Annotated in this window: 19 protein-coding genes; 6 read left to right on the forward strand and 13 right to left on the reverse strand. The window is 36.7% G+C overall.

What is annotated here, in order from left to right; translation table 11 throughout:
- Positions 1-11 precede the first annotated feature (11 nt).
- Positions 12-5,303 (forward strand): Ig-like domain-containing protein, encoded by a 5,292-nt coding sequence (locus tag H0486_RS18295; RefSeq protein WP_267023333.1) that lies wholly within the window; start codon positions 12-14, stop codon positions 5,301-5,303.
- Positions 5,304-5,639: 336 nt separating this feature from the next.
- Here H0486_RS18295 and H0486_RS04860 read toward each other — a convergent pair whose 3' ends face one another.
- The 8 genes from H0486_RS04860 to H0486_RS04895 all read right to left on the reverse strand — a co-directional run bounded on the left by H0486_RS04860 (position 5,640) and on the right by H0486_RS04895 (position 13,778).
- Entirely contained in the window at positions 5,640-8,042 is a 2,403-nt protein-coding gene (locus tag H0486_RS04860; RefSeq protein ID WP_228351919.1) for an ABC transporter permease, read from the reverse strand.
- Between the two features lie 17 nt (positions 8,043-8,059).
- Positions 8,060-8,734 (reverse strand): ABC transporter ATP-binding protein, encoded by a 675-nt coding sequence (locus tag H0486_RS04865; protein WP_228351920.1) that lies wholly within the window; start codon positions 8,732-8,734, stop codon positions 8,060-8,062.
- Positions 8,735-9,018: 284 nt separating this feature from the next.
- Positions 9,019-9,921, reverse strand: a complete 903-nt coding sequence (locus H0486_RS04870) for a helix-turn-helix transcriptional regulator (protein ID WP_228351921.1) — start codon at positions 9,919-9,921, stop codon at positions 9,019-9,021.
- A gap of 114 nt (positions 9,922-10,035) precedes the next feature.
- Entirely contained in the window at positions 10,036-10,638 is a 603-nt protein-coding gene (locus H0486_RS04875) for a DUF6273 domain-containing protein (RefSeq protein ID WP_228351922.1), read from the reverse strand.
- A gap of 17 nt (positions 10,639-10,655) precedes the next feature.
- Positions 10,656-11,639 (reverse strand): MerR family transcriptional regulator, encoded by a 984-nt coding sequence (locus H0486_RS04880; RefSeq protein ID WP_228351923.1) that lies wholly within the window; start codon positions 11,637-11,639, stop codon positions 10,656-10,658.
- A gap of 116 nt (positions 11,640-11,755) precedes the next feature.
- Entirely contained in the window at positions 11,756-12,139 is a 384-nt protein-coding gene (locus H0486_RS04885; RefSeq protein ID WP_228351924.1) for a hypothetical protein, read from the reverse strand.
- A gap of 115 nt (positions 12,140-12,254) precedes the next feature.
- Positions 12,255-12,680 (reverse strand): VOC family protein, encoded by a 426-nt coding sequence (locus H0486_RS04890; RefSeq protein WP_228351925.1) that lies wholly within the window; start codon positions 12,678-12,680, stop codon positions 12,255-12,257.
- Positions 12,681-12,845: 165 nt separating this feature from the next.
- Positions 12,846-13,778 carry a helix-turn-helix transcriptional regulator gene (locus H0486_RS04895; RefSeq protein ID WP_228351926.1) on the reverse strand — a complete coding sequence of 311 codons (933 nt, stop codon included), beginning with the start codon at positions 13,776-13,778 and terminating at the stop codon, positions 12,846-12,848.
- A gap of 117 nt (positions 13,779-13,895) precedes the next feature.
- Between H0486_RS04895 and H0486_RS04900 the strand changes: the two genes are divergently transcribed.
- Complete coding sequence (locus H0486_RS04900; protein WP_228351927.1) at positions 13,896-14,387, forward strand: cysteine hydrolase family protein; 492 nt, start codon at positions 13,896-13,898, stop codon at positions 14,385-14,387.
- Positions 14,388-14,556: 169 nt separating this feature from the next.
- Here the strand turns inward: H0486_RS04900 and H0486_RS04905 are convergent, their stop codons facing one another.
- From H0486_RS04905 to H0486_RS04925, 5 genes are all read right to left on the reverse strand, one after another.
- Positions 14,557-15,009 (reverse strand): GNAT family N-acetyltransferase, encoded by a 453-nt coding sequence (locus tag H0486_RS04905; protein ID WP_228351928.1) that lies wholly within the window; start codon positions 15,007-15,009, stop codon positions 14,557-14,559.
- A gap of 84 nt (positions 15,010-15,093) precedes the next feature.
- Positions 15,094-15,678, reverse strand: coding sequence for a DJ-1/PfpI family protein (locus H0486_RS04910; protein WP_228351929.1), 585 nt, complete (start codon positions 15,676-15,678; stop codon positions 15,094-15,096).
- A 78-nt stretch (positions 15,679-15,756) separates the two neighbouring features.
- On the reverse strand, positions 15,757-16,584 hold the full coding sequence (locus H0486_RS04915) for a gluzincin family metallopeptidase (protein WP_228351930.1): 828 nt from the start codon (positions 16,582-16,584) through the stop codon (positions 15,757-15,759).
- An 89-nt stretch (positions 16,585-16,673) separates the two neighbouring features.
- Positions 16,674-17,510: a helix-turn-helix domain-containing protein gene (locus H0486_RS04920; RefSeq protein ID WP_228351931.1), complete on the reverse strand. Its 837-nt coding sequence runs from the start codon at positions 17,508-17,510 to the stop codon at positions 16,674-16,676.
- 248 nt (positions 17,511-17,758) lie between these two features.
- On the reverse strand, positions 17,759-18,415 hold the full coding sequence (locus H0486_RS04925) for an epoxyqueuosine reductase (RefSeq protein ID WP_228351932.1): 657 nt from the start codon (positions 18,413-18,415) through the stop codon (positions 17,759-17,761).
- A 484-nt stretch (positions 18,416-18,899) separates the two neighbouring features.
- Between H0486_RS04925 and H0486_RS04930 the strand changes: the two genes are divergently transcribed.
- The 4 genes from H0486_RS04930 (at position 18,900) to H0486_RS04945 (ending at position 23,809) form a co-directional block, all read left to right on the forward strand.
- On the forward strand, positions 18,900-19,937 hold the full coding sequence (locus H0486_RS04930; RefSeq protein WP_228351933.1) for a cache domain-containing protein: 1,038 nt from the start codon (positions 18,900-18,902) through the stop codon (positions 19,935-19,937).
- Positions 19,938-20,089: 152 nt separating this feature from the next.
- Positions 20,090-20,659, forward strand: a complete 570-nt coding sequence (locus H0486_RS04935; RefSeq protein WP_228351934.1) for a TetR/AcrR family transcriptional regulator — start codon at positions 20,090-20,092, stop codon at positions 20,657-20,659.
- Positions 20,660-20,694: 35 nt separating this feature from the next.
- Complete coding sequence (locus H0486_RS04940) at positions 20,695-21,840, forward strand: acyltransferase family protein (protein WP_228351935.1); 1,146 nt, start codon at positions 20,695-20,697, stop codon at positions 21,838-21,840.
- A 526-nt stretch (positions 21,841-22,366) separates the two neighbouring features.
- Entirely contained in the window at positions 22,367-23,809 is a 1,443-nt protein-coding gene (locus tag H0486_RS04945; RefSeq protein WP_228351936.1) for a S41 family peptidase, read from the forward strand.
- Positions 23,810-23,819 lie beyond the last annotated feature (10 nt).

Below are 23,819 nucleotides of genomic sequence, written 5' to 3' on the forward strand. Positions count from 1 at the left end.
GGAGGAAGCGAATGAGTAAGCAAATGAGAAAACTTTTCGGCTTAAGTCTGATTGTTCTTGCTGTGATAATTCTTGGTGTGATGGATAAGAATACTGTAAATGCAGCAGATATAACATACAATATTAATGAAGGCAGTGTCACTATTTCAAGTAATGGGAATTATATCATAGAAGGTAACGGTACGGTTACTCAGAATAATATTATAATCAATGATGGTCTTAACGCAGTTAATATCACCTTGAGTAATGTTAATATTGATCGATCAGCTACTAGGGATGGAGCCATTATTATCGGATCCGGATCGAAGCTTAATCTGACCTTGATGAATTCTAATAATCTTAAGGGCGGCTCATGGGGAGCAGGAATCTATGTACATGATTATGGAACATTAGTTATAACGGAAGAAAGCGGAGATGCATCCTTAACAGCGACAGGTGGAAATTACGGTGCTGGTATTGGTGGTACTCAAGGATATGATACCGGAGGTACCATTATTATTAAAGGGGGTACAATAACGGCAAAGGGTGGTCCGTCAGGAGCCGGTATTGGTGGTGGAAGAATTGGAAATGCCGGAACCATAAGAATCGAAGGTGGTATTATCCAGGCCACCGGTGGTGGCTGTTCAGCCGGTATTGGTGGCGGCGGAGTATCAATGGTAGGCGAAAGCTCTAATGGTGGTAACGGTGGTAGTATTACGATTACCGGAGGAACGGTTACTGCAATAGGAGGCCCTTATAGTGCCGGTATTGGTGGAGGATATCGTGCAAGTGGTGGTAATACAACGATTAGTGGAGGAACGGTTACTGCTAAAGGAGGGACGTATTCTGCCGGTATCGGTAGCGGTGGTATACTGAATAGTAGTACTAAACTTACTTGCGGCACCATCATGATTAGCGGTGGATTAGTCGTTGCTGAAGGTGGTTCTCAAGGACCGGGAATTGGTACTGGGATAGGTGGAGATAGTACGGGAAGTATAAGCATCTATGGGAACAGTGATGTAAAAGCTACCGGTGCGATGGGAGGCGCTGGTATAGGCAGTGCAAGTGATGTAGATAGTCCCCGGATAACCATTGGTGATAATTGTAAGGTAACTGCAATCGGCAGCAATGGTTCAACCGGAATAGGCGGAGGAGAAAATGGCAATGGTACCAGTATCACGATTAATGGTGGTATCGTAAATGCTACAGGTGGATATGACAAAGGCGTTGGTATTGGAGGAGGAAAAAACGGCAGGGGTGGAAATATCATTATTAATGGTGGAACTGTAACGGCTAAGGGTGGAACCTATTACTCTCCTACATATGAAACTTTGAATTATTATGGAATTGGAGATGGGTATAATGGATCAGGAGGTAGCGTTATTATCAGTGCGGGTTCAGTGAATGCATCTGTGAGCGGTACGCCAACTAATGATGGTACTAGTCCGGTATATCAAACGGTACTGTCATTAAATGTTCCATCCAAAATATCCTCATCCCTAATAAATTATCATATTGATGATGGTCCGGATGTATCCGGAGTAATGACGGACGGAAATGGTAAGCTTTATTTTTGGTTGAATAACGGAGCTCATACGATAGACATCTTTGATATTGAAAATGTTACCTATCAATATACAGCTAAGGCTGATATTAATTCATCGGATATCGTAGTAACACCGTTTAATCTGAAGGTTACAAATGACACGGAGGAAGTATTCTATAATTCTTGGACTTTGGCATGTGATGCGGTTAAAACTAACGGAACCATCACTCTCTTTGGTAATGTTCAGTTAACAGAAGATTGTGAGTTTCCGACAGTAGAATGTGTGATTGATGGTGGAGCAAATATATATTCGCTTACATTAGATAACAGTATGCAATATCCGAGTACAGCCTCGGTGCTTAAAAACCTTTCTCTGACAATTAATGGCACATTAACAATTGGTGACAGATATCTGGCTCTTGAAGGAGGAAAGCTGTCGGGACAGGGCACGATTGTATTTTCGGCTAGGAACACCGGCTCCGCCGGTTATCCCGGATTGCTGGTACTGAATAAGAATGCTCAGATTCAGAGCAATGCAGGGCTTACGCTGCAGATAGAATTTACTCCTCAGGCAGAGGATATCATAATTACGAATGCTTCCGGCAATACAGCATTATCTAATATAAATAAAATTACACTAGGCAGTGGCTTTGATGTATTTACCTTAGATGGAAGAACAGGAACATACATCGACGCAAGTGAATCTAAAAATTGCTATCAGTATGTATTAAAGAAGGCAGCACGAACCATCAGTATGACTGATTATACAACCAGTTATACTGGAAGCGGTATTGGGTATGGTCTTGCTCCGGTAATTACACCGGATCTGGAATCGGGAGAAGAGATTCAATATGCTTATTATACGACGGAAGAGGATAGAGAAAATTATGAGAATGCGATTACCCCGATTTATCCCGGCACTTATTATGTGAGAGCAAGTATAGAAGAAAGCGATCGGTACCTATCAGCCACCCAGGATGCACGTCTGATTATAACGAAGGCAGTGGCACCACTACCACCGTTACCTACGGCATCTTACATAGGAACAACCGAAATCGTATTAACTGAGATAACAAATGCAAGGTACAAAATAGAGGGAGGGGATTGGCAGGAGAGTAATGTATTCTCGGATTTACTGCCTGGACAAGCCTATACCTTTTACGTTATGACGAAAGAGACAGAGACGGAATTTGCTTCAGATCCAAACTCGGCAGTGATCTATACAAGACCATTGGCTCCGGAAGCTTCCGTGGTTATATTTGATTTTCACAATGAGACGATCAGCTTCGATGATGCTTATGAAATGAATACGACACAACTCTTTGATGGAACGACAATCACTAATCATATGTCCATCATAGATTATATTGGACAGACAGTGTACATTCGGCAAAAAGCAGTGGATGGTGCTACTTTGGAAAGTGATGCCATTGCAATTACGATACCGGATAGATCAGACGCGCCGGATATCAGTAGAATTGTATTTACTTACGATGAGACAGTAGGTTTGGCGACTGCGACAGTTCATGTTGACGAAGCTATGGGTGAACTTCAGTATTGTATCAACGATGGTTCATGGCAGAGCTCGAATATATTCTTAGGGCTTGATGTAAATACGGATTATGCATTTACGGTATCCTATCAGCCAACGGAATCAGCATTCCGTTCGAAGACAGCGACGCTTACGAGAGAGTACTCTTTGGCAAAGATTAATAGTGTAAGTGCTACCAATGGAGAGATTCAAGTAGTACTTGATCGGGTTCCTACACAGACAGTAGTAGACGCGGATTTTGAAGCCTTTATCAGTGTAGATGGGGAAGCGTCCAGAAGAATTACACTGACTGATTTCAACTGGTGGGAAGAGAGTAAGATCATATCCTTCCGCTACAATCCAGTTATCAAGAAATCCTTTGATCAAAGTGTAGTAGTATCCGCTAGCTATCGTGGGAATCCGGTTGTGAATGCGGACGCATTCATCGTGGATCAGATAAGGCCCAGTGGAGTAACCCTGGATAGAAAGACGCTCCTTATGTCGGTGAGCGGTTCTGCTATTAAGTTGAATGCCACAGTAGTTCCCGTGGATGCAGGCAATAAAGAGGTATCCTGGACTTCCAGTAATGATGAAGTGGTATCGGTTGACAATGGTATGGTTCTTCCAGTAACCACAGGATCCGCGATTGTCATCGCGAGAACAGTGGATGGCGGATATGAAGACTATTGTGAGGTTACAGTGATAGAGTATTCTCAGATCGCGAATATCAGCAGTATTACAGTGAGAAATGGTACAATCGATATTATTCTTGATAAGGTTCCGGTATTGGCACCGGATATGGAGTCGATTCAGGCATTTATCAGTGTAGATCGTTCAGCGGAAGAGATGCTTGCCCTTAATAATTTCAGGTGGGATGAGGCTATGAGGACGATTACTGTTTCTTTTGATCCTCTGATGCAAAAGGAAGAAGATCAGGAGGTAAGAATTGTCGTAAGCTATAATGACATCTCCACTGTATCGTCTGCCTATACAATACCGGGAACCATCATTAGGGTTACGGGTGTTTCATTGAATCAAGAGAACGTTTCCCTACCGTTCAATGGATCCAAGGTTACCTTAGTAGCTAGTGTTTACCCCGATAATGCAACGAATCCAGGCGTGATATGGAATTCAAGCAATCCACTTGTTGCCTCTGTTGAAGATGGCATCGTAACACTTCATAGGACAGGAACAGTTACCATTACAGTAACGACCGTTGATGGACAGTATTCAGCAGATTGCATCGTGCGTATCGATCGGAATGAAAGCTCATCTGGATCAAATTCGGATACAGGTAATGGTACTAATAATGGTTCAGGTAACACTTCCAATGAAAATAAGCAACAGGATAACTCATCATTGGCATCTACAGAAGAGGAACAGGATGCGGATGTTAATAATATAATGAATGTTGTTATTTCGAAGGATAAGAAAGAAGGAACAGAAGAGACTACTAAATTGGTATTGCCTACAGAGGCAATACAGAAAGCAATAGAAACTGGTAAAAAGATATCGATTACTGTTGAAGATAAAGAAGAACCTTATCCCTATTCATGGACCTTTGATACGAAGCAGATGAAGAATGTAGATGAACTGGCAGAGATTAATCTTGAAATCAAGCGAAGTAATGGAAACGATGATCCGGAATTAGATGAAGTGCTTGGTTCAGATAAGGATAACTATGTCGTATTCCGATTTGCTCATGAGGGAAGGCTTCCTGCGTCTGCCAGTGTACGTATCTATGTAGGAGACCAAGAGGGCTTTACAGTTGGTAAGAAGATTTATCTGTATCATATCAATCAAGAGACAGGTAAACTAGAAACATTGCCATTTAGCTCCGATTATGTGATTGATGAGAAGGGTTATATCACAATCGATATCGTACATTGTTCTGACTATGTTGTATTTCTTGAGGAACCAAAGGACATAGTAAGCTTAAGAAATCAGATAAAGGTAAGTCCGACGAAAGCAACACTATTCGTAAAGAATAAGAAGAAAAATTCCGCGGATATCGTAATTAAGCTTCCCTATACGCTGGAAGTGGTGAAATCACTAAAGGATGCAACCTCTCAGACAGCAGTGGGAGGACTGACTGTGAAATATTCCTCCAGTAATAGCAAGGTGGTCAAGGTCAATAAATATGGACATATCACAGCTGTTGGAGAAGGAAAAGCAGTTATAACCACAACCATCAAGTTATATAGTGGAAAAACAAAGATCGTAAAAACAACGATAATAGTGAAATAAGATAATATGAAAGGGGATGTTTCATAATACATTCGCGAGGACAATTACTTACCTCACACACAGACGAAAGGGCATATTACTGATTTTATATGTCACAATCGAACATAGAAGTTCGCTTGAGGCCATATAATAAACAGCAATATGTTCTTCCGACAGTGCATTATGGTAAGTAATTATCCCTGCTGATACATTATGAAACATCTCCTTTTATATATACAAAAAAATACATGAGAAATTATGGCTAAGGTTACTTATATTATTAAAGTGACGGGTTATCATGTCTATTTTATAATAAGAAATTCATAGGATTATATAAAATAGCATTCCAGACAGTCTCTATTCAAAGGCAAGTATTTCACGAGTTATCATCCGATTCATCTTTCGGCAAGGCATAATACTTGCGATGCAGGAAGAGAGGATGGATAGAAATAACCATAATAGGAGACCAAGGATACTTATTCTATATTTCATAGGGGTAGTGAAGAGCAGATTCCCAAGCAACGAATTCGCAATCAAGGTTAGTGGTTGGGAGAGTATCACAGCAAATATCCATGCAACGATACCCAGAATTAAGCCCTCCATAACAATTGTCATATTTAGCTGGCGGTTAGTGGCTCCAACGGAGCGCATGATGCCGAATTCCTTCGCTCGTTCCAGCACATTTAAATTAAGTGTACCGGATTGTCCGATGGTTCCGACGATGGAAAGCATAATTGCCAGGAACATGAGGAGTGCAACGATTATAGTAATAGGAGTCTGGAAATTTTCCAGCAAATCGGCACCGGGCATTGTTTCCATTATAGTAATGCCTTCCTGGCTTAATATCTCCTCGATTTTAGTAATCACTTCTTGCTGGTATGCTTCAGTTTGCTCGTTAGTCGAGATGCAGATTTCTGTTACTTGATCCTCACCTTGCAATAAGCTGTTCAGGTAGCTATAATTCACCAAAAGAATCGGATCTGTAGGCTGACCGGCCATATTCATGATACCAACTACATGGAAGTCACAGTCATTATTGTTGATCTTTAGAGTGATTACATCACCGACGGTTAAGTGCGGATAGTATTTGATTAAATGATTGGTAATCACCACTGCATTGGCATCGTCTGCTTTGATCTGTCTTCCGTCGATCAATTTTTCATTCACAACCGTCCAGTTAAATATCTTTGAGTCGGGCTTTGGACCCATCAGTTTAACCTTTTTCGAGCTTTTTCCATTACTCTCAAGGAACCTGCCTACGGTAAAAGAGCAGCCTTCAACATATTTTACTCCCTCTACGTTTTTAACGATTTCCTCTATTTGTTGAGCATTTTCATAAGAATTTAATATAATTGCTCCGTCAATAATGTAATATTCTTTGAGTTCTTCCACACCATTTTTAAAGCCAAAATCAAGATTCATGACAGTAAGCATGATGGATCCGGAGAGTGCCAAGGTTGCTATGGTCAAAGCAACCCGAACCCGATTACGTAGGTTATTACGTAAAGAAATCCGTATGAGAGAGGGTATATGGTTAAACTGTTGTAGCCGCTTGTGCCGAATAATTCCCGGCATCTCTGAAGAGCTTATCCCTTGATTATAAAGTGCATGGTAAATTGACTGTTTGGAGCTTTTCATAATCGGTATAATCGAAGCTATCAGGGGAATGAATATGGCACTAGCGATGAGCGATAATAAGAGCTGTGGCGGAATTCGAAAGCCGGATAAGCTCATATTGAACATATAAGCAAGCAGCTTCGATACCTGGTACCCAACGAAAGCGGATACAGGTAGGGAGAGTAGCAAAGCAATTAACCCAAGAATAAGAATAAAGGATGTGTACATAAACACAAGCTGATTGGTTTGTCCGCCGATGGCTTTCATTATTCCGATGTATTTGGTTTGTTGTAGCATAATATTATTAATATTATTAATGATAAGAGCAACTCCAAGCAATACGGATATGCTTCCTAAGAGAACCAGGATAATCGTGACTGCTTCCAGAATCTCGCTGGCATAGAAATCCTGTGGATTAGGAACATCAATTTCCTCTATCTCAAGCCCATTCGCTTCCATGAAATCTGCAACTCGCCTTGCAACGGTCAAGTTATATTCCTTATTACTGTTATCTCCTTCTACTATAAGATTAATTTCCTTAAAACGTCCATCACCGGTCAATGTTTCGAAGGTATCCTGATTGACAAAGGAAATAACATCCCCTTCCAGCATATAAGGCTCCGTTGTAGCGTCATACACAGTGTCTTTGATAAGAAAGTCATAGTTCTGTCCTTTGTATTGAACGTTAATCATATCTCCGGGCACTTTTTTAATATCCTTCATTGCGGCCCTATCAATGAACACCTCATTCGCCTTTAATTCAGGTAATACGTCCGAATCATCCCCTTTTTTTAACTTATGAATGCGATTGGTGCCATCGAAGGCAATGAAATCCGCATTCAAAGTTCCATCATCCAGTATAAGTCGTACTGTAATTCGATTGGTTCCTGTTGCTGCCTTAACTCCATCAATCTTTGCTATTTCCTTCAGTAAAGAATTATCAAATCCACTACTACATTTAATGGATGCATCCTTTGGAATAGCTTGTCGGTACACCTTATAAACATCGGGTACGAAGATGGTATTGATCATGACTACAACACCCACGGAAAGCATTCCAACAAACATGGTTAAGATGATTAATATTGATTTTGATTTGTTTCTGAGCAGATCCCTTAGTACCTTTCTCAATCTGGTATCCATGCTATCGTCCCTCCTTATTATGATATAAGTCTGCCGTCAGACATGTGAAAGCAAGTGGAAAACTCGCTCTTCAGGCTGTTATCGTGAGTAACAATAATTACGGTCTTTCCTTCTTCTGCTTGCTGCTTAAATATATCGAAAATGACGGAAGAGGTAACCGAGTCAAGATTTCCTGTGGGTTCGTCTGCTACAATAATATCCGGATTGTTCGCTAAGGCTCTGGCGATTGCTGTACGCTGTTGTTCACCACCGGAAATAGTAGTGGGATACTTATGAGCATGACTTTCGATTTGCAGCTTTTTCAGCAAATCCATTGCCCGATCCTTCCTCTCAGCCTTGGCATACTTCTTACACAAATCCATGGGCATAATGACATTTTCCAGGACGGTTAGCATGGGAAGTAGCTGAAAGAATTGAAAAACGATCCCGACGTTGTTACCTCTGTATAAGGCCATTTCAGATTCATTTAATAGATGAATGGATTGACCTTTGACCCAGATTTCTCCTTCGCTAGGTCTGTCGATTCCGGTTATCATATTCATAAGTGTACTTTTACCACTGCCGGATTTACCGAAGATACCAACTAAATCACCTTTGAAGACATCAAAGTGAATATTTTTTAGTATTGGTAGAGCATCGGTACCGACTTTAATTGATTTACTTACATCCTTTAAACTAATTAGATTTTTCATACATTCCTCCAGTTCACTTTTATTAGGGATGATTTGTCAAGCCAGAGTGGCTTGATGAAAGCTAGAATATGATAAAAACCAGAAGATTTGTATTGGATTTTCATATTATTTTTGAAAAAGTGAAGTAGTATTTTCATACAGATATGATAAATAGTATAAATTAATACAAAAATAAGACTGTTGCTAGATAGGCTGGCAGGGATTATAACTTGCCAGAACATCTTACAACAATCTCTTGGAAAGAATTCCTTATACGGTGATTAATGGGGTTATTAATTATAAAGCTATAGATCGGTTTTGTTAATTATATTGTATAGCTCATATCTGGAGTTGATGCCTGCTTTCTTATAAATACTGGTAACATGAGCCCTTACGGTGGAGATGGAGATAATCAATTCATCCGCAATCTTCTGATAGCTGTATCCCTTAAGGAGTAGCTTTGCTACCTCTAGCTCACGTTCGGTAATACCAATTCGAGCTCTGAGCTCATCGGTGATATCATATCGTTCGCTTTGCATCGCTTCGTGGTAATTGAAGAAGGAATACAAAGAAAAAATACTAATCAGTATAAAGAAGAGGGGAGTAAATATCAATAGCCGAAAGCCTCTTGAGGAAAGGAACTCATCAATAATAAAGCCTGGAACAGATAACAGTATAATAAAAAAGGTCGTTCTCAGAATCTTATACAGCTTAAGGTTTTCAATGTTTTTTCGATAGCGACAATAAATAAATATATTAAAAATGGCGACCACAATAAAAAACAGCTCGTCATCAACCAGGCCTAGATAGGGTGATAGATACGCTCTGTGAACACCCGAGTCTCTTAGAATACAGAAACACCAAATGATGATCGTGAAAAGTAATAGTATTTTACGCGCCTTCCCTGTAAAAGGAACGAGATGTATTTTACATATTAAGAAAGTGAGGATCAGCATGGAAGTAAAGATTCCGAAAAACTGAGCTGCAGTAATAATTAAAATCAAGGTATTGTTAGAGTGTGTTGTCATTCGAACCAGAAAGGCTAGTATTGTGGTGGCCAAAATGAATAAGCAAAACAAACCATAACAAATAAGAAAGGTTTTAATTATCTCGTTTTTATTTTGTCTATGTATCGTAAAGTAACAGCCCAGGCAAAATATGCCGAGAGCCAATGCAATAAAATAATAGAGCAATAACAGATTTTCCATAATATTATCTCCTGAAATATCATAACAATCATAACGATAACATACATTCGTAGTTATTGTTTCATAATATCATAGATGTTAAAATAAATATACTAAAAATCCAATTTTTACAAATTACAGCTTCAGCCACAAAGCGGGACGGATACCACCTAAACACTTGCCATCACTGATGTTACCTTTTAGTATATTGTTGCCCTGAATACCAATATTACCGTCACCATGTATGTACACAGCTTTAACACCGACTCGGCCGGGTGTTCGAATCCACCACCAGGTACTCCATTCGACACCCTCTAGTCTGGCGATCCGTTTACTGTTATTCTCATCCTTTCGTTCAAACCAATATCTTTGTTTCTTTTTCGGATTATAGAGCTTTGAACTACTATCACCGAAGTATTTGCACGTAACTTCCTCAAGACTTAATAAAAATATGCAGTCCCTGGTATCTTCCCCGCCTTTTGTACCATACCAGTGATTATCGGGATTCTTATTTGTCACCGGTACGATCCTAGATTTATCAGCTGTAGTGAATTTGTCATAGAATTCACCGTTTAGATATTTTCTTAAGGAGCAGTCAGCCCAGGTGATATCTTTATACGCGTCATGGTAACGACCTTGTTCAATGATGTATTCGGTTATAATTAAAGCAGTATTGTTTTGAATATCAAGCACTCGCCATTCGTAACTACCAAATTCTATTTTATCTCCGACCTGCATAGGTGCCTCCCCGTACATTATTTATAATCATCTTTTAGCTTGATAGGAAAATATCTTTGCATTTGCTTATAGCCAAGTCCCTTTTCTATGTCTTTATAAGCTATATCCCTTCCATCTTCATATAAATATGGCATATTAAACATAACATTATTGCTTATGTCAAATTCAAAATTGGTATTCTCAATCCATCGACGAACCTTTTCCTCTACCTTTTGTATGCTCTCATCATCTTCGTCAATACTTACCGCCATTGCAAATAGGCCTCCCGGAAAATCAATTAATTTTAAAGGACTAACATCGGCATCGGTAACATCATCATTGACAGCACATATCCATTCCGCATTTTCATCCCTGTACAGTAGAAAATCAAAGCAATCAAAGATGATGTTCTTATATAAATGACATTTCTGCCACAATTGGTTCATATAACCGCCTTCCTTGAACATATCATCCCAAGACTGAATTCCGGTGGTTACTGCTTTGAAGCCTGGTATCCTGACTACCATAATATCAGGAATTTTCTTATCTAGTTTTTCTGTAATTTCAAGCATGCGGTTTATATTGGAGGGCTTGCCGATATAGTCAACGCTTATCAACTGCGTTTCTATTTCCTTAGCTTTGTCATACAGTTGTTTTATGTCGGAGTTATTTGCAAAGTCTATACGCTCTATTTCATGAATAAAGTCAAGAACAATACCTTTCAATTCATGCAGGAGAGCAACCTCATCGTCTATGTTTTGAACCTTCTTTTCCAACACCTCCAGTACTATGTTGGAACTGGAGGTACTAAAAATACGCTGAATGTCCTTAATGCTTATGTTCAGTTTACGTAAAATAAGTATTTGCTCAAGCCGCCGAACCGCATTCTCATCATACATTCGGTATGCATAGTCATCACTTCGGGTGCTGCTGATCAGCCCCATATCCTCGTAATAACGTAGTGTACGGGCTGTAATGCTGTACTTACTTGACACATCTTTGATTTTGATTAGATTGTTCATATGCTCGACCTCTCTTCTGATTTCTTTTAATGAGCTCAGTATAATGGCTTCCCCAAAGGAAGAGTCAAGAAGTAATAATGATTTTCTTTAGAGAATTTTCCAGCCCTGATTATGTACTAAAAGAATGTTATAACACTAAGTATAAACTGTATGATTGATATGGGAGTCATTACATACTTTTCTTTTTTACTTTTTGTAAGAAAACCATTTCCGATAATCGCATATGCGAGAAATAACGTATTTAATATAATGATTACATTTAAAACATTAGGATTTAAACCGATTGATATTACATTTCCTCTTTGTAAATAGGAAAGACCAATAAAAGTAAAAATCAAAGTATATGCACTGCTAATTGAACGCATTTTCTTTGGTAATACCCTGTGTTGTCCACCAAGCGCATATTCCCCAAATGGTGCTCCGAGTGTGAGTGAGAGCTGTAATAAAGCCATTCCAAAGGTAATTATTGCACATAGAATGGATGTTATATTGTGCATCATATTTTCTTCCTCCGTTTATTTGTAAGTATCGTCTATTACGTAAGTATATAAATATTGATTCCTTATCGAGATGATAATCTGATTTCTTGGCTAACGCAATGAAAATTCGGATTGTTTATCGCTCTGTTTGCTCAGTCATTAATCCCCAACGGAAACCAAATTTATCAATAAATACAACTTCACAGGAACTGTAGGTGGTACTATGTATTGGATAAATAGTAGTGCTACCATCCTTTAAGATCTTATATGCTTTTTTTACCTCATCACTTGTATCAAAAGTAACTGTGAGAGACAAGGAAGTGCTTTTTACTAAATCAACATCCATATTATCACACATCATGATTCGCTGATTATCGATCATAAGCTCCGCATGATAAATCAACTTTGCCTTTTCTGCATCCAATTCTTTATCCCAATCTCTTTTATCCGCATCCGAATATCTTAATAAACAGTTCAATTTGGCATTAAAGGCTTTTTGGTACAGATTAATTGCTTCCTCACAACGACCATTGAAATTAAAATTAGGGGTAATTAGTATCATTTTTTCCTCCATCATAGTATTTTGCTTGATTAATGAGATACGACTATTACATAAAAAATCGAAAAAAGTATATATGCTTATTATATCTATATATTGGATTCATTTCAAATAAATTAAGCAGGCAACAACATATATTAGCTATTACCTGCTGTCTGTTAGTCTACATTAGCTTTCGTATATTGCAGCGATATCATGTGTTCTACGCTTCATCTCTTTGCGGATATGTAACGGCTCTAAACACTCACATTTATCCCCAAAACCGAACAGAATATTGTAGTAGTAATCGTTCTCTATAAAAGGAAAACTAACTATGTAATGCTCATCCCCGTCTGGCAAAAAGTATTCATAAGTGCAATAATCAAGAACCCTGTCCATAACAGATTTATGAATACGAATTTTGATATATGTTTGTATAGTTGTCATGATATCAGTAATGTCTAACTGTGGTTTTTCATAACCTCGTGGTATAAAAATTTCCTCTTGCATATGTAGGTTTGATGTACGGGATAGTTTAAATAAGCGAAAATCATTTCTTTTTCGGCAATACCCTTGCCAATACCAATGACTACTTTTCAATACAAGCTGATATGGCTCGGCTGTTCGTTCGGTTTTATTTCCATAGCGGTCTATATATTCAAAGGAAAGGAGCTTGTTTTCCTGTATAGCTGTTTTGATAATTTCCAGATATGGCTGTATGTTCTTGTTGCCCATCCACGGACTTAAATCTATATGTATTTGATTAGTTTTGAATTCAATGTCTTTCGCTCTGTTAGCGGGAATAAAACTCCTGACTTTCGCTAGTGCATTGACCAGTTCATTACCTCGTATCATATTGGATAGACTGGAAAGTCCCATGAAGATAGCAGTAAGATCAGAATTCGAAAAGACATTTTTATCAAGCTTATATTCCGGCATGATTTCAAAGCCGCCGCCTACTCCCGATGTACTGCGAACAGGAATACCAGCCATGTTGATAGCGTCAATGTCGCGATAGATGGTGCGGGGTGATACTTCGAACATATCGGCTAATTCCTGTGCACCTATACGCTTTTTATCAAGGAGTATCATAATAATACTAACAAGCCTATCAACTTTCATCGGATAACCGCCTTCCAAAATTTTTTTCATTCATTATAGATTGTTGCCATGATGCTGTCAACGATTACTAAGTATAATAAATAAAACAAATCAATTTACCTATTAGGAGGAAACACTATGCAGAAAAAAGCCTTAGTAATCATCGATATTCAAAATGACATAACAAAGAACTACAAGGATGTTATTGATAATATCAACATAGCTATTGATTGGGCAGTCAGTAATAATATTCATGTTATTTATATAAGGCATGAGAATCTATCGGCCGGCACAAGGACCTTTAAGCCCAATACATATGGAGCTGAATTGGTTTCAGACTTAAAAATTGTATCAGAAAATATTTTTACGAAATTCAAAGGGAATGCATTGAGCAGTGAAGAATTTGCAGACTATATTAGTAAAAATGAAATATGTGATTTCTACATAGCAGGAGCAGATGCGGTAGCTTGTGTTAAATCAACCTGTTACAATTTACGTAAAGCAGATTATAGTGTTAGTGTCCTGTCAGATTGTATCACTAGCTATGATAAAAGTAAAATTGAAGAAATGCTTCAATATTATGAAAGTAAAGGTAGTAAAATCATTTGCTTGAAAGATCTATTATCTTAGATACTTACAGTATGAACCATAATATGAACGGGATAGAGCGGTGGATGTATTTTTCCACCGCTTTACCTTTACCTTATGTACCCATTTCCTCGTGCTTCCCATGCATGGACATAATTAATCACCACTTAAATCTTTAATAAAATAACAGTACTCATCGGTATGATTAGGATCATAATTCAATGGAATATACATTATCATATAAATCTTTATATTTATACTCGCCAATCTTTATCAGGCTGCTATTATGTTCAATTGCTGTGCGTTCAAAGAAACGATAGCTTGCCACATTATCATTACATATGGTTAATTCTAACTTGTTATATCCCTTAAGCTTTGATTCCTCGATAATACGGTCAACTAACATAGAAGCGATTTTTCTACCCCGGTATTCAGCGTCTATTACTATTTGCCATATGAAATAACATCTTTTATCGATGGAGGGGAGAGCGCATATAAAACCAATAACCTTATTCTTTTCTAAAACAACATAATTACTTGAAGGAAAATACTCCTCCATCATCCAATATACATAGTTATGATGGGGAACGACATACGGTTGTCCATTCGAGAGTAATTCCATTACCGCTGGTATATGATCTTTTTTCAAACTCGTAATTTCCATTTCGTTTTCTCCTTAGAAATAATTAGTCTTATATTACTTGATATCATTACTTCCATAATATATATCAATAAATGTTTAATTAATTTAAATTGCAAATAAATCCTTCCGGCTGTCTTCATTCCAAATATATTCAATATGCTTTGCGATATCTATGGCCTTCTGCTCACTAAAACGATCTTTAATAAAGCCCAATGTCATATCCATTCCAGCTGAAACACCGGATGAGGTATAGTATTTTCCATCAACAACCCATCGGGCCATTTTTACCCAATTGACATTAGGATTAATAGAGACTACCCAATCGAATGCTTTTTTATTAGAAGTGGCTTTTTTATTATCTAACAGTCCGGTCTTAGCTACTAATGCTGAGCCGGTACAGATTGATAAGCAATAACTTGATATTTCTATCGTTTCTTTTAAAGCTTGAATAAATAAACTGTCATTTACTAAAGTTCTTGTACCTTTTCCTCCTGGTATTACTAATATTCCATCCTTTGAAGTGTACTCAACTTTTTCTGTGATGATTTGAGTTCCCTGAGCACTCGCAATAACTCCACCATTTATTGAATAGTATTTTAATGTATAGTCATCAATCTTTCCTAAAATCTCAACCGGACCAAACGCATCTAATGTCTCAAAACCATCAAATAGAAATATATTTACATCCATTTAATCACCCCATTTCATTTGATAACACAATTCTTATTGTATAATTAAATACCATATTATTCCTCCCGAATTTTCCTGTCAAGAAGAACATAGCATATCATTTGTCAGATCGGCAAAATTCATGGAACTAAAATTATACAGATAGTAATTACTTATATAGTCAACCCATTTTGAATAAATTTCCTTCTCAGACATACCAAACACCTTATTATAGTCCTCAGTTCTGATTAACTCTAGTACTTTATCCCATCCAAAATTAACATTCAGATATTCAATATATGTGTGCGCCAAACTATAGCCACCTATATCAGAAAACTTAAGGGGACTTTTTGTTTGTATATCTGAAAAAGTGGGGATATCATGAGAATCCAGGTATGATTTATTATAGGGTTCACCATTTGATAAATATAATGCTAATCCTTCAGTAAGCCATAAGCTAATATGGGGGTTTATAACGCTAACATATGCATGAACTATTTCATGCAAGACAGCGGTCTTGTTATTGTTGTAATCATGAACCTTTCCAGGATTTGCAGGTGATGTTAGAATAACATTTGTTCCGATATTATCTCCGATATACCAATCAAGCCCCAATAATGGAGCAACAAAACCATATTTCTTAGTTTGCATAGTAATCTGGTTATCATATATGTATATATTGACGTCCTGTTTATTAGAAAAGCTTAATTTTTTTGCAATTTCTTCAGCATTAATATCGGCCAGCTCAAATACATCCTTCGCTGCTTCCTCCTCGGTTTCGTAATACACATTTACCCAATTACCTTTCAATTCATGCATTCCTTTTACTTTCAGATTCCAAGTAGGTATCATATTAATGATAACCATAATCACAGAAAAGACAACTATTCCTAATACAATCTTAAATAAACGTTTCCATATTTTCATTTCTATCGCTCCCATCAGATTTGATATAAGCAGTATCTGATATGAGCGCGTTTTTTAACAGTTACTACAGTAATAAACGATGCATGACTTCAGTCATGATCTCGATAAAATGGGCTGTATTGAAGGATTAAAGCAGTTCTGTCTTTCATTCCAATCTTATCATATATTATTGATACATAATTTTTTACAGTTCCATTCGATAGATAAAGCTGATTTGCAATTTGTGCATTTGTATACCCCTGAACTAATAATTCAAAGACATCTTTTTCACGTTCCGTTAATCGCTCTAATATTGAATTTAAATCATTGACATTAGTTTTTGTATGATTGATATTTTGAGTTTGCTTTTCGTTCTGAATAGCGATGTAAAATCCATTAAAGAATCTCGAGAAACGCTTATAAAGCAAATATAATAGAATAGAAGAGAATACATATTGCATGATTCTTGGTAAAGCACCATACAGCATAATGAATTTCACTCCTTGAAATGGTTCTATCCAGGGCTGAAGTAAATAAAAACATGTAAACAGATGTGACAACGTGATATTAAATATACTGATGATACCCGTATAATATATCACCTTTGCGTCTAAATAAAACGTAGCAATTATTGAGGGGATAATATAGAGAATAACACTTTGAAATGTAAATACAGCATAAGAAATACCGGTTACTATCACAACACAGGTTATGATGATATATTTTACCCAGCATTTGTTTATATGAAAGACATTAACTAATAATGTTGGTAATAGTAATGGTAAAATTGATGCCAGAATAAAACCATTAATCAAGTTACTAGATATGTCAAAAATCCCTATCCAACAGAAAAATCCGATTAATAATATAAATCCCAGCAAAATCAAAACAGACCTTGCAACAAGTTCATTGGTCTCGGCTTCATTTTTCTTATATATCTCAATCATAATCTGTCCTCTTTTTTCTATTAATATCATTATATATTGAATAATTAAATACTTGGAATAATATTACCATGTTTTTAAAAGTAGGTAAATATGGAAGAATTTATTTTTGTGAAATAAGTAGGTAATCTTAATGAAGAATAGGAACAGTGTAAAACAACAGTAAGCCATGCATACCAGCTAATGAAAGGCGGGATGCATGGCTTATTGCTTACTTTACATACTCAGAAAGCTTTGGCTTTCGTTAATTCTTAACTTAATCTATTTTGCATATACTTTTGAGTCCATGGACAATTAACTAAACATTTTAAGCAGCAAATACAGTGATAAACATCTACAATTAAATCTCTGTTCATGCCTTGTTCCCAGGTAGTGCCATGGATGACACTTGTGGGACAAATGTCTTTACAAACAGAGCAATCTCCACATTTTGGCCGGATTATTGGTGAGTCTTCAATCGGTAGTGGAGCATTTATTAAAACAGTACTCATACAAAACGCACTTCCATATTTCGGTGATACTAACAAGTTATTTTTCCCGATCCAGCCTAGTCCAGCTAATATAGCAATTTTTTTATGTGGAAGAGTAGTAGTTTTGGTTGTTACGTCAAAGAACCCGTTTATTAGATTTTTATCCGATTGTGCAAAGGCACTGTATCCATTCGCTTTGATAAAATCAGCCAACCATTCTGCAATTTCACCAACACGGTGTTCCTTTTCTCCGTACTCAGAATAGTCAGTAGTATCGCTCTCAGATAACTTTTGAATGTAATCAGGGCTTAATACAAGGCCTATCAAAACAGCAATGTTGTAACCTCTGGTTTCTTTTTCAGGCAGCTTCGAAATATCAACTACTTTGGTAAAACTGATTCCACGATTACTTAACTCTGATTTCATTTCGTTTATCATAGGTAGTCTCCTCCCCGGAAGATGCTTATTGATTACTCTATACTTCGATTAAATGAAAGCATTCTGTTTGTTACCATTTCAACCTCAAACACTATTCATAATAAAAGCTGTTCCTATATCATTACATCTTATAGAGATTTATCTCGACCAATTAATTCCTCCGCTATATACTAATTCATGATTTCCTATTTATGAAATATAGACTTACCGATTTCTGCTAATTCCGATGCGATTTTCTTCAATTCATGGTTACATTTGAAATTAGATATCATATATTTTCCGTCTGAAAGCTTATATTTATCTAATACACGATATCCTTCCATCATAGCTTCTGAAGTTGGCGGGCATCCGAGTCCCTTTAAGGAATAAACTATTTTTATTGATAACAATTGATAGATTTTTTTCTATATAATGTTATAATGGTATTACTTGATCATAAATAGTAATACCAGGGGAGAAATATAAAAGGGGAGAAAACACATCTATGAAAAATGCTTCAAAGGAGAAACTTATTTTTGGGACACTTAAGTTTAAAGTGATAGCTTCATTTATGATTCCAATGATATTTATCATATTATTGGGATGTATATCTTATCTAAAAGCATCAGAAGCTATTGAGAGCAAATACGAGAGGGCAGCAGAAGAATCTGTTAATATGGCAGGAGAGTGTATGAGGCTAGGCTTTCATTCTGTCCAGTCTAACGCGATGCTGTATGCAAATGATAGCTTATTTCAGAAGTATGCTCTAAGCCAGGATGATAAAGCAAAAGCCTGGCAATACAGGGATTCCATTGGCAATGTCATATTTTCCAAGAAGGCAGCAGATGAATTTATCAAAAACATCTATCTAGTAAATAAAAATGTTGATTCTATTTCAACCAGTGAAGGCATTGATAGTGATATTTTCGCTGGCTTTAGGGATACAGATTTGGGCAAAGCTTTGGATAATATTGAAACCGAATATGTATGGGACGGCGAAGATGAATATCTTGATAAACAGTTTAAGACAAATCCGGACAAGGATTATTCCATGAGACTTATTCGAAATATAATCAATGTTGATGCATTCATAGCTATCGATGTTGATGCGAAATTTGTGCAAAATATCCTTACTAATCTGAAATTTGACAAAGCAAGTTTCCTTGGGCTGGTAACTCCAGATGGAAAAGAGATTATGGATTATTCATTAAAGCAGGAGGACCCTAATATTGATATTAAGGCACTCAAATCAGAAAAGATCTTCGTAAACCAAGCCTTCTATACGGAAGCAATGACAGGAGATGAAGAACATGGCTCAAAGTATGTTGACTATAAGGGAGACACCTACTTATTCCTGTATTCTAAGGTTGGCGACACTGGAGCAGTGCTTTGTGCGTTAATTCCGCAATCCATTATTACCAGCCAGGCGGTTAGTATTAGGAATGTAATTATTAGTATTGTTGCATTAGCTTGTATTATCACAATATTAATTGCTACGCTGTTATCTTCAAGTATTTGTAAAGCCAAAAAAAGGGAAGAGTGAAAATGAAGCATATGTAACAACTAAGGGAATATTACATAAGATATCGGCAGGGACGATGATGATTGACAGATAAGGTAGAATATAGTAATATTTAAACATATGTTTTAAACGTATGTTTAATATCGGGTTTTATTATAAAGGAGACAACTAATATGAATTCAAGTGAAGCCAAAAAGGTAATTTTAAATACGGTTATTGAATTGATTAGTAGTAAACCATTAAGTAAATTAACGATAAGAGAAATTGCATCAAAATCAGGCATGAATGTTGCTGCAATCAATTATCATTTTGGAAGTAAAGAAATATTACTCAATGAAACAATGAAGTATTATTGGAGTAGTCTTTGCCGGATATATGAAAAAATAATGACCGAGAAGAATTTATCTCCTCAGACAATTCATGCATATTGTAAAGAAATAATGTATTTCTATTATAGGTCAAATGGTATCCTTCGGAGTGAACAAAGCCTCTTTAGTGAACATGGAATGGATGAAGACACCAAGCAAAGAATAGAGTTACAGTTTAATGCAATTAGCCATTTGATATTATCAATAAAGCCACAAACGAGAAAAGAAGATCTGGTTGTAAAATCAGTACGATTTATTAGCACGCTGGCGCACCCCGCCTTGTTTGTTGAATTATACGATAATATTGCCCCAAAAGGGATATCGATGGATGAATTTCTGGATCATTATATTAATGATGCCATTGAAAATATATGACTGAAATACTAATGATAATAAGGGAGGAAATTTAAGTGGGAGCAGAGAATAATAAACCCAGGTATCTATATATTGATAACCTGAGGCTGGTAATGATTATATTGGTAGTGTTGATACACTTTGGAGTAACCTACAGTGGGATAGGAGGCTGGTATATCAAGGATGTAAAGGAGCTTGATACGATAAGTTATGTAGTATTTGGATTATTCCAGTCCTTTACACAGGCCTACTTTATGGGATTCCTGTTTCTTATATCAGGATACTTTGTTGCTGGATCCTATGAGAAAAAGGGGGCAGGGAAGTTCATATCCGAGCGTTTGGTTCGGCTTGGAATTCCGACCCTGATCTATATGCTGGTCGTCAATCCCTTTATTAATTATGTTCTGCTTGGGTTTACGTGGGACAGGCCGATATTTGCACAGTATTATTTGAAATATATAATAAGCTTTGATTTCCTTGGATCAAGCGGACCGTTATGGTTTGCATTTGCATTACTTATTTTTAATCTCATCTATGCAATGATCAGGTTACAGACAAAGGATAAAGTACCAAAGGGAGCAGAAGAGCTTCCTGGTACAGGTAAGATGGTATTATTGGGATTCATCATAGCGCTCGTTGCATTTCTAATCAGACTGGTACAGCCCATTGATACAAGTATTCTGAATATGCAGCTTTGCTTCTTTTCACAATATATCATTCTATATATCGTCGGTATTAAGGCGGGAAGATACGACTGGTTCTCTAAGATATCATATCGGACTGGACGTCGCTGGTTACTAGCAGCTTTGCTACCGGGTACTCTCATCTGGGTGATACTGATGCTTGCAGGAGGTGCACTGAGTGGTGGGTTTGATCTGTACAAGGGCGGATTTCATTGGCAAAGTGCCGGGTATGCTTTATGGGAATCCTTTACCGCAGTTGCAATGTCAATCGGCCTGATTGGAGTATTTCGTGAGAAATATAATCGTCAGAGTAAGCTGACGAAATTATTATCTGATAATTCCTTCGCAGTATATATGTTCCATGCTCCTGTTATTATTGGGGTATCTATCGCATTATTACCGATTGAGATGTATCCGCTGGCGAAATTCCTATTGGCTACAGCCATTGGATTACCGCTTAGTTTTCTACTGTCCAATTATATTTTTAGGAAAATTCCATACCTGAAGAGAATACTTTAGTTTTCTGAAATAAAGGCGTATCATAATGTTACAACAGGGACTATAATTTACCTCACACTTATGGTAAATTATAATCCCTGTATTTTATATTATGATATACCCCTTTTTATTAGACACTATCTTCTTTCTAGGTATTCCTCCCTTGTAATGGAATAGAAGCAGTCGCCATTATAGAAATCGAATTCTTTAGGAAGTTCCTCTGCCATATATTGATATTTTAAACTAAGGCCTTCTAAAAATTTCCCCAGTATTCTGACTAAACTATCCCAATGAGTTTTCTTTCTAAATATATATAAGGAGATATAGGTACAAAATGAGTGTAGATCACTTTTTAGTTGAATTCAAATCAATTGACAGGAAATATCTGCTATACTATGATAAGTATATATTTAACAATTATACTTCGTAATAATACACAATAGGGAAATGGAGGGGACTAGAGATAGTAAGGAAAATTATATTTGTATTGATGATCATACTTTTATTTTCAGGATGTAGTAGCAAAGTAGAAGAAGAGCCTGTCATTTTGGAAGATTTTATAGCTAACATAAATGAAGAGCGTAAGGAAGATATCAGTATGCCATTAAAATATTCGGCAAAGCATAATGTTGTATATTATGATAGTGAACTAGATTTAGATTATGATGAGTTAATGAAACTTACAACACCAGCTGATATAGATTCTATTACAAAGGATGAAGCAATAGCGGATGCGGATATACTATTTCAGCTCCTGAGAGCGTCCTATGGTGCATATAAATATTTTGGAGACGACAGAGTTTTTAACAATGTTAAGACGGGAATAGAAGAGGAGCTTCGCTTACAGGACACATGGAAAACAGAGGAGTTTTTAGATATCCTATTAGAAAAACTATCTTTTCTGGAGGATACACATTTTTCATTAAATGGCCAAAGAACTTATTATAATGAAATATATCTATATGCTGATAATGAAAAAAGAGAATTCCATAAGGATTCATATGGTTATTATACCGAGATAGATAATAAGAAATGGTATCTGGAAAAAGAGAATGAAGCTCTTCTGAAACCAACCATAGGAGAGAGCGGGGAGTTGGTGTATGGCATATTTGCTTTATCATCTGAAGATGAAAGCAAAGAACTGCCTAGTAATATTACGATAACACGAGGTAAGAAATCTTTGCATCATGATTTGACATGGAAAATTGCTTCCGCTGGTGAACCTTTAGGGACAGAAGATAATGTGTATCACTATGATGAAATTGATGGAATTCCGGTTGCTTCAATAAGATCATTGTTCACGAGTGATGCAGAGAATGAAGATATCTTACGATTCATACGTGATGCTGATAAAATGAGAGATAAAGAGGCGGCAATCCTTGATTTAAGGAAGAATGCAGGTGGGTTTCAAATGATAAATGAGTTATGGCTATACAGATTTACAGATCAGATTGTTTTACCTAAAGTGGAGATGTTAACCAGAGTTAACAACCTGCCAAAAGGCGGAGAATATGATCGTAGTATTGTTGATAACCTGCAAAAATATGAGTATCAGTTAGACTTCTATAATGAGTATACAAAAGCACGCCAAGAATTAAATAATGATATTATTAACGCAGAATACACAAATTATTATACTATCATTAGGTACAATCCGAGATTTCTCGATCGTGATAATATATTATTTGTATTAGTAGATAAAGATACATACTCGGCAGCTGAGATGTTTTTGTTCCAGTTAAAAACAGTTGAGAATGTTGTTTTTGTTGGTACGAATAGCAATGGTTGTTTGATATCAGATATAACAATAACTCCTTATTATTTACCTAATTCAAGAATCAAAGTAACGTTTGGTAATGAACTGTTCGTAACAAATTCAATGGAGAACTATGATGCCATAGGTATGATGCCAGATATATATATTGATGGTGAAGATGCACTGGATGCTGTATTTAGGTGTATAAAGTATTATGACCTCCTAGAAAATTAATAATGAAAGG

This window comes from Variimorphobacter saccharofermentans (assembly GCF_014174405.1).
Taxonomy (GTDB): domain Bacteria; phylum Bacillota; class Clostridia; order Lachnospirales; family Lachnospiraceae; genus Mobilitalea; species Mobilitalea saccharofermentans.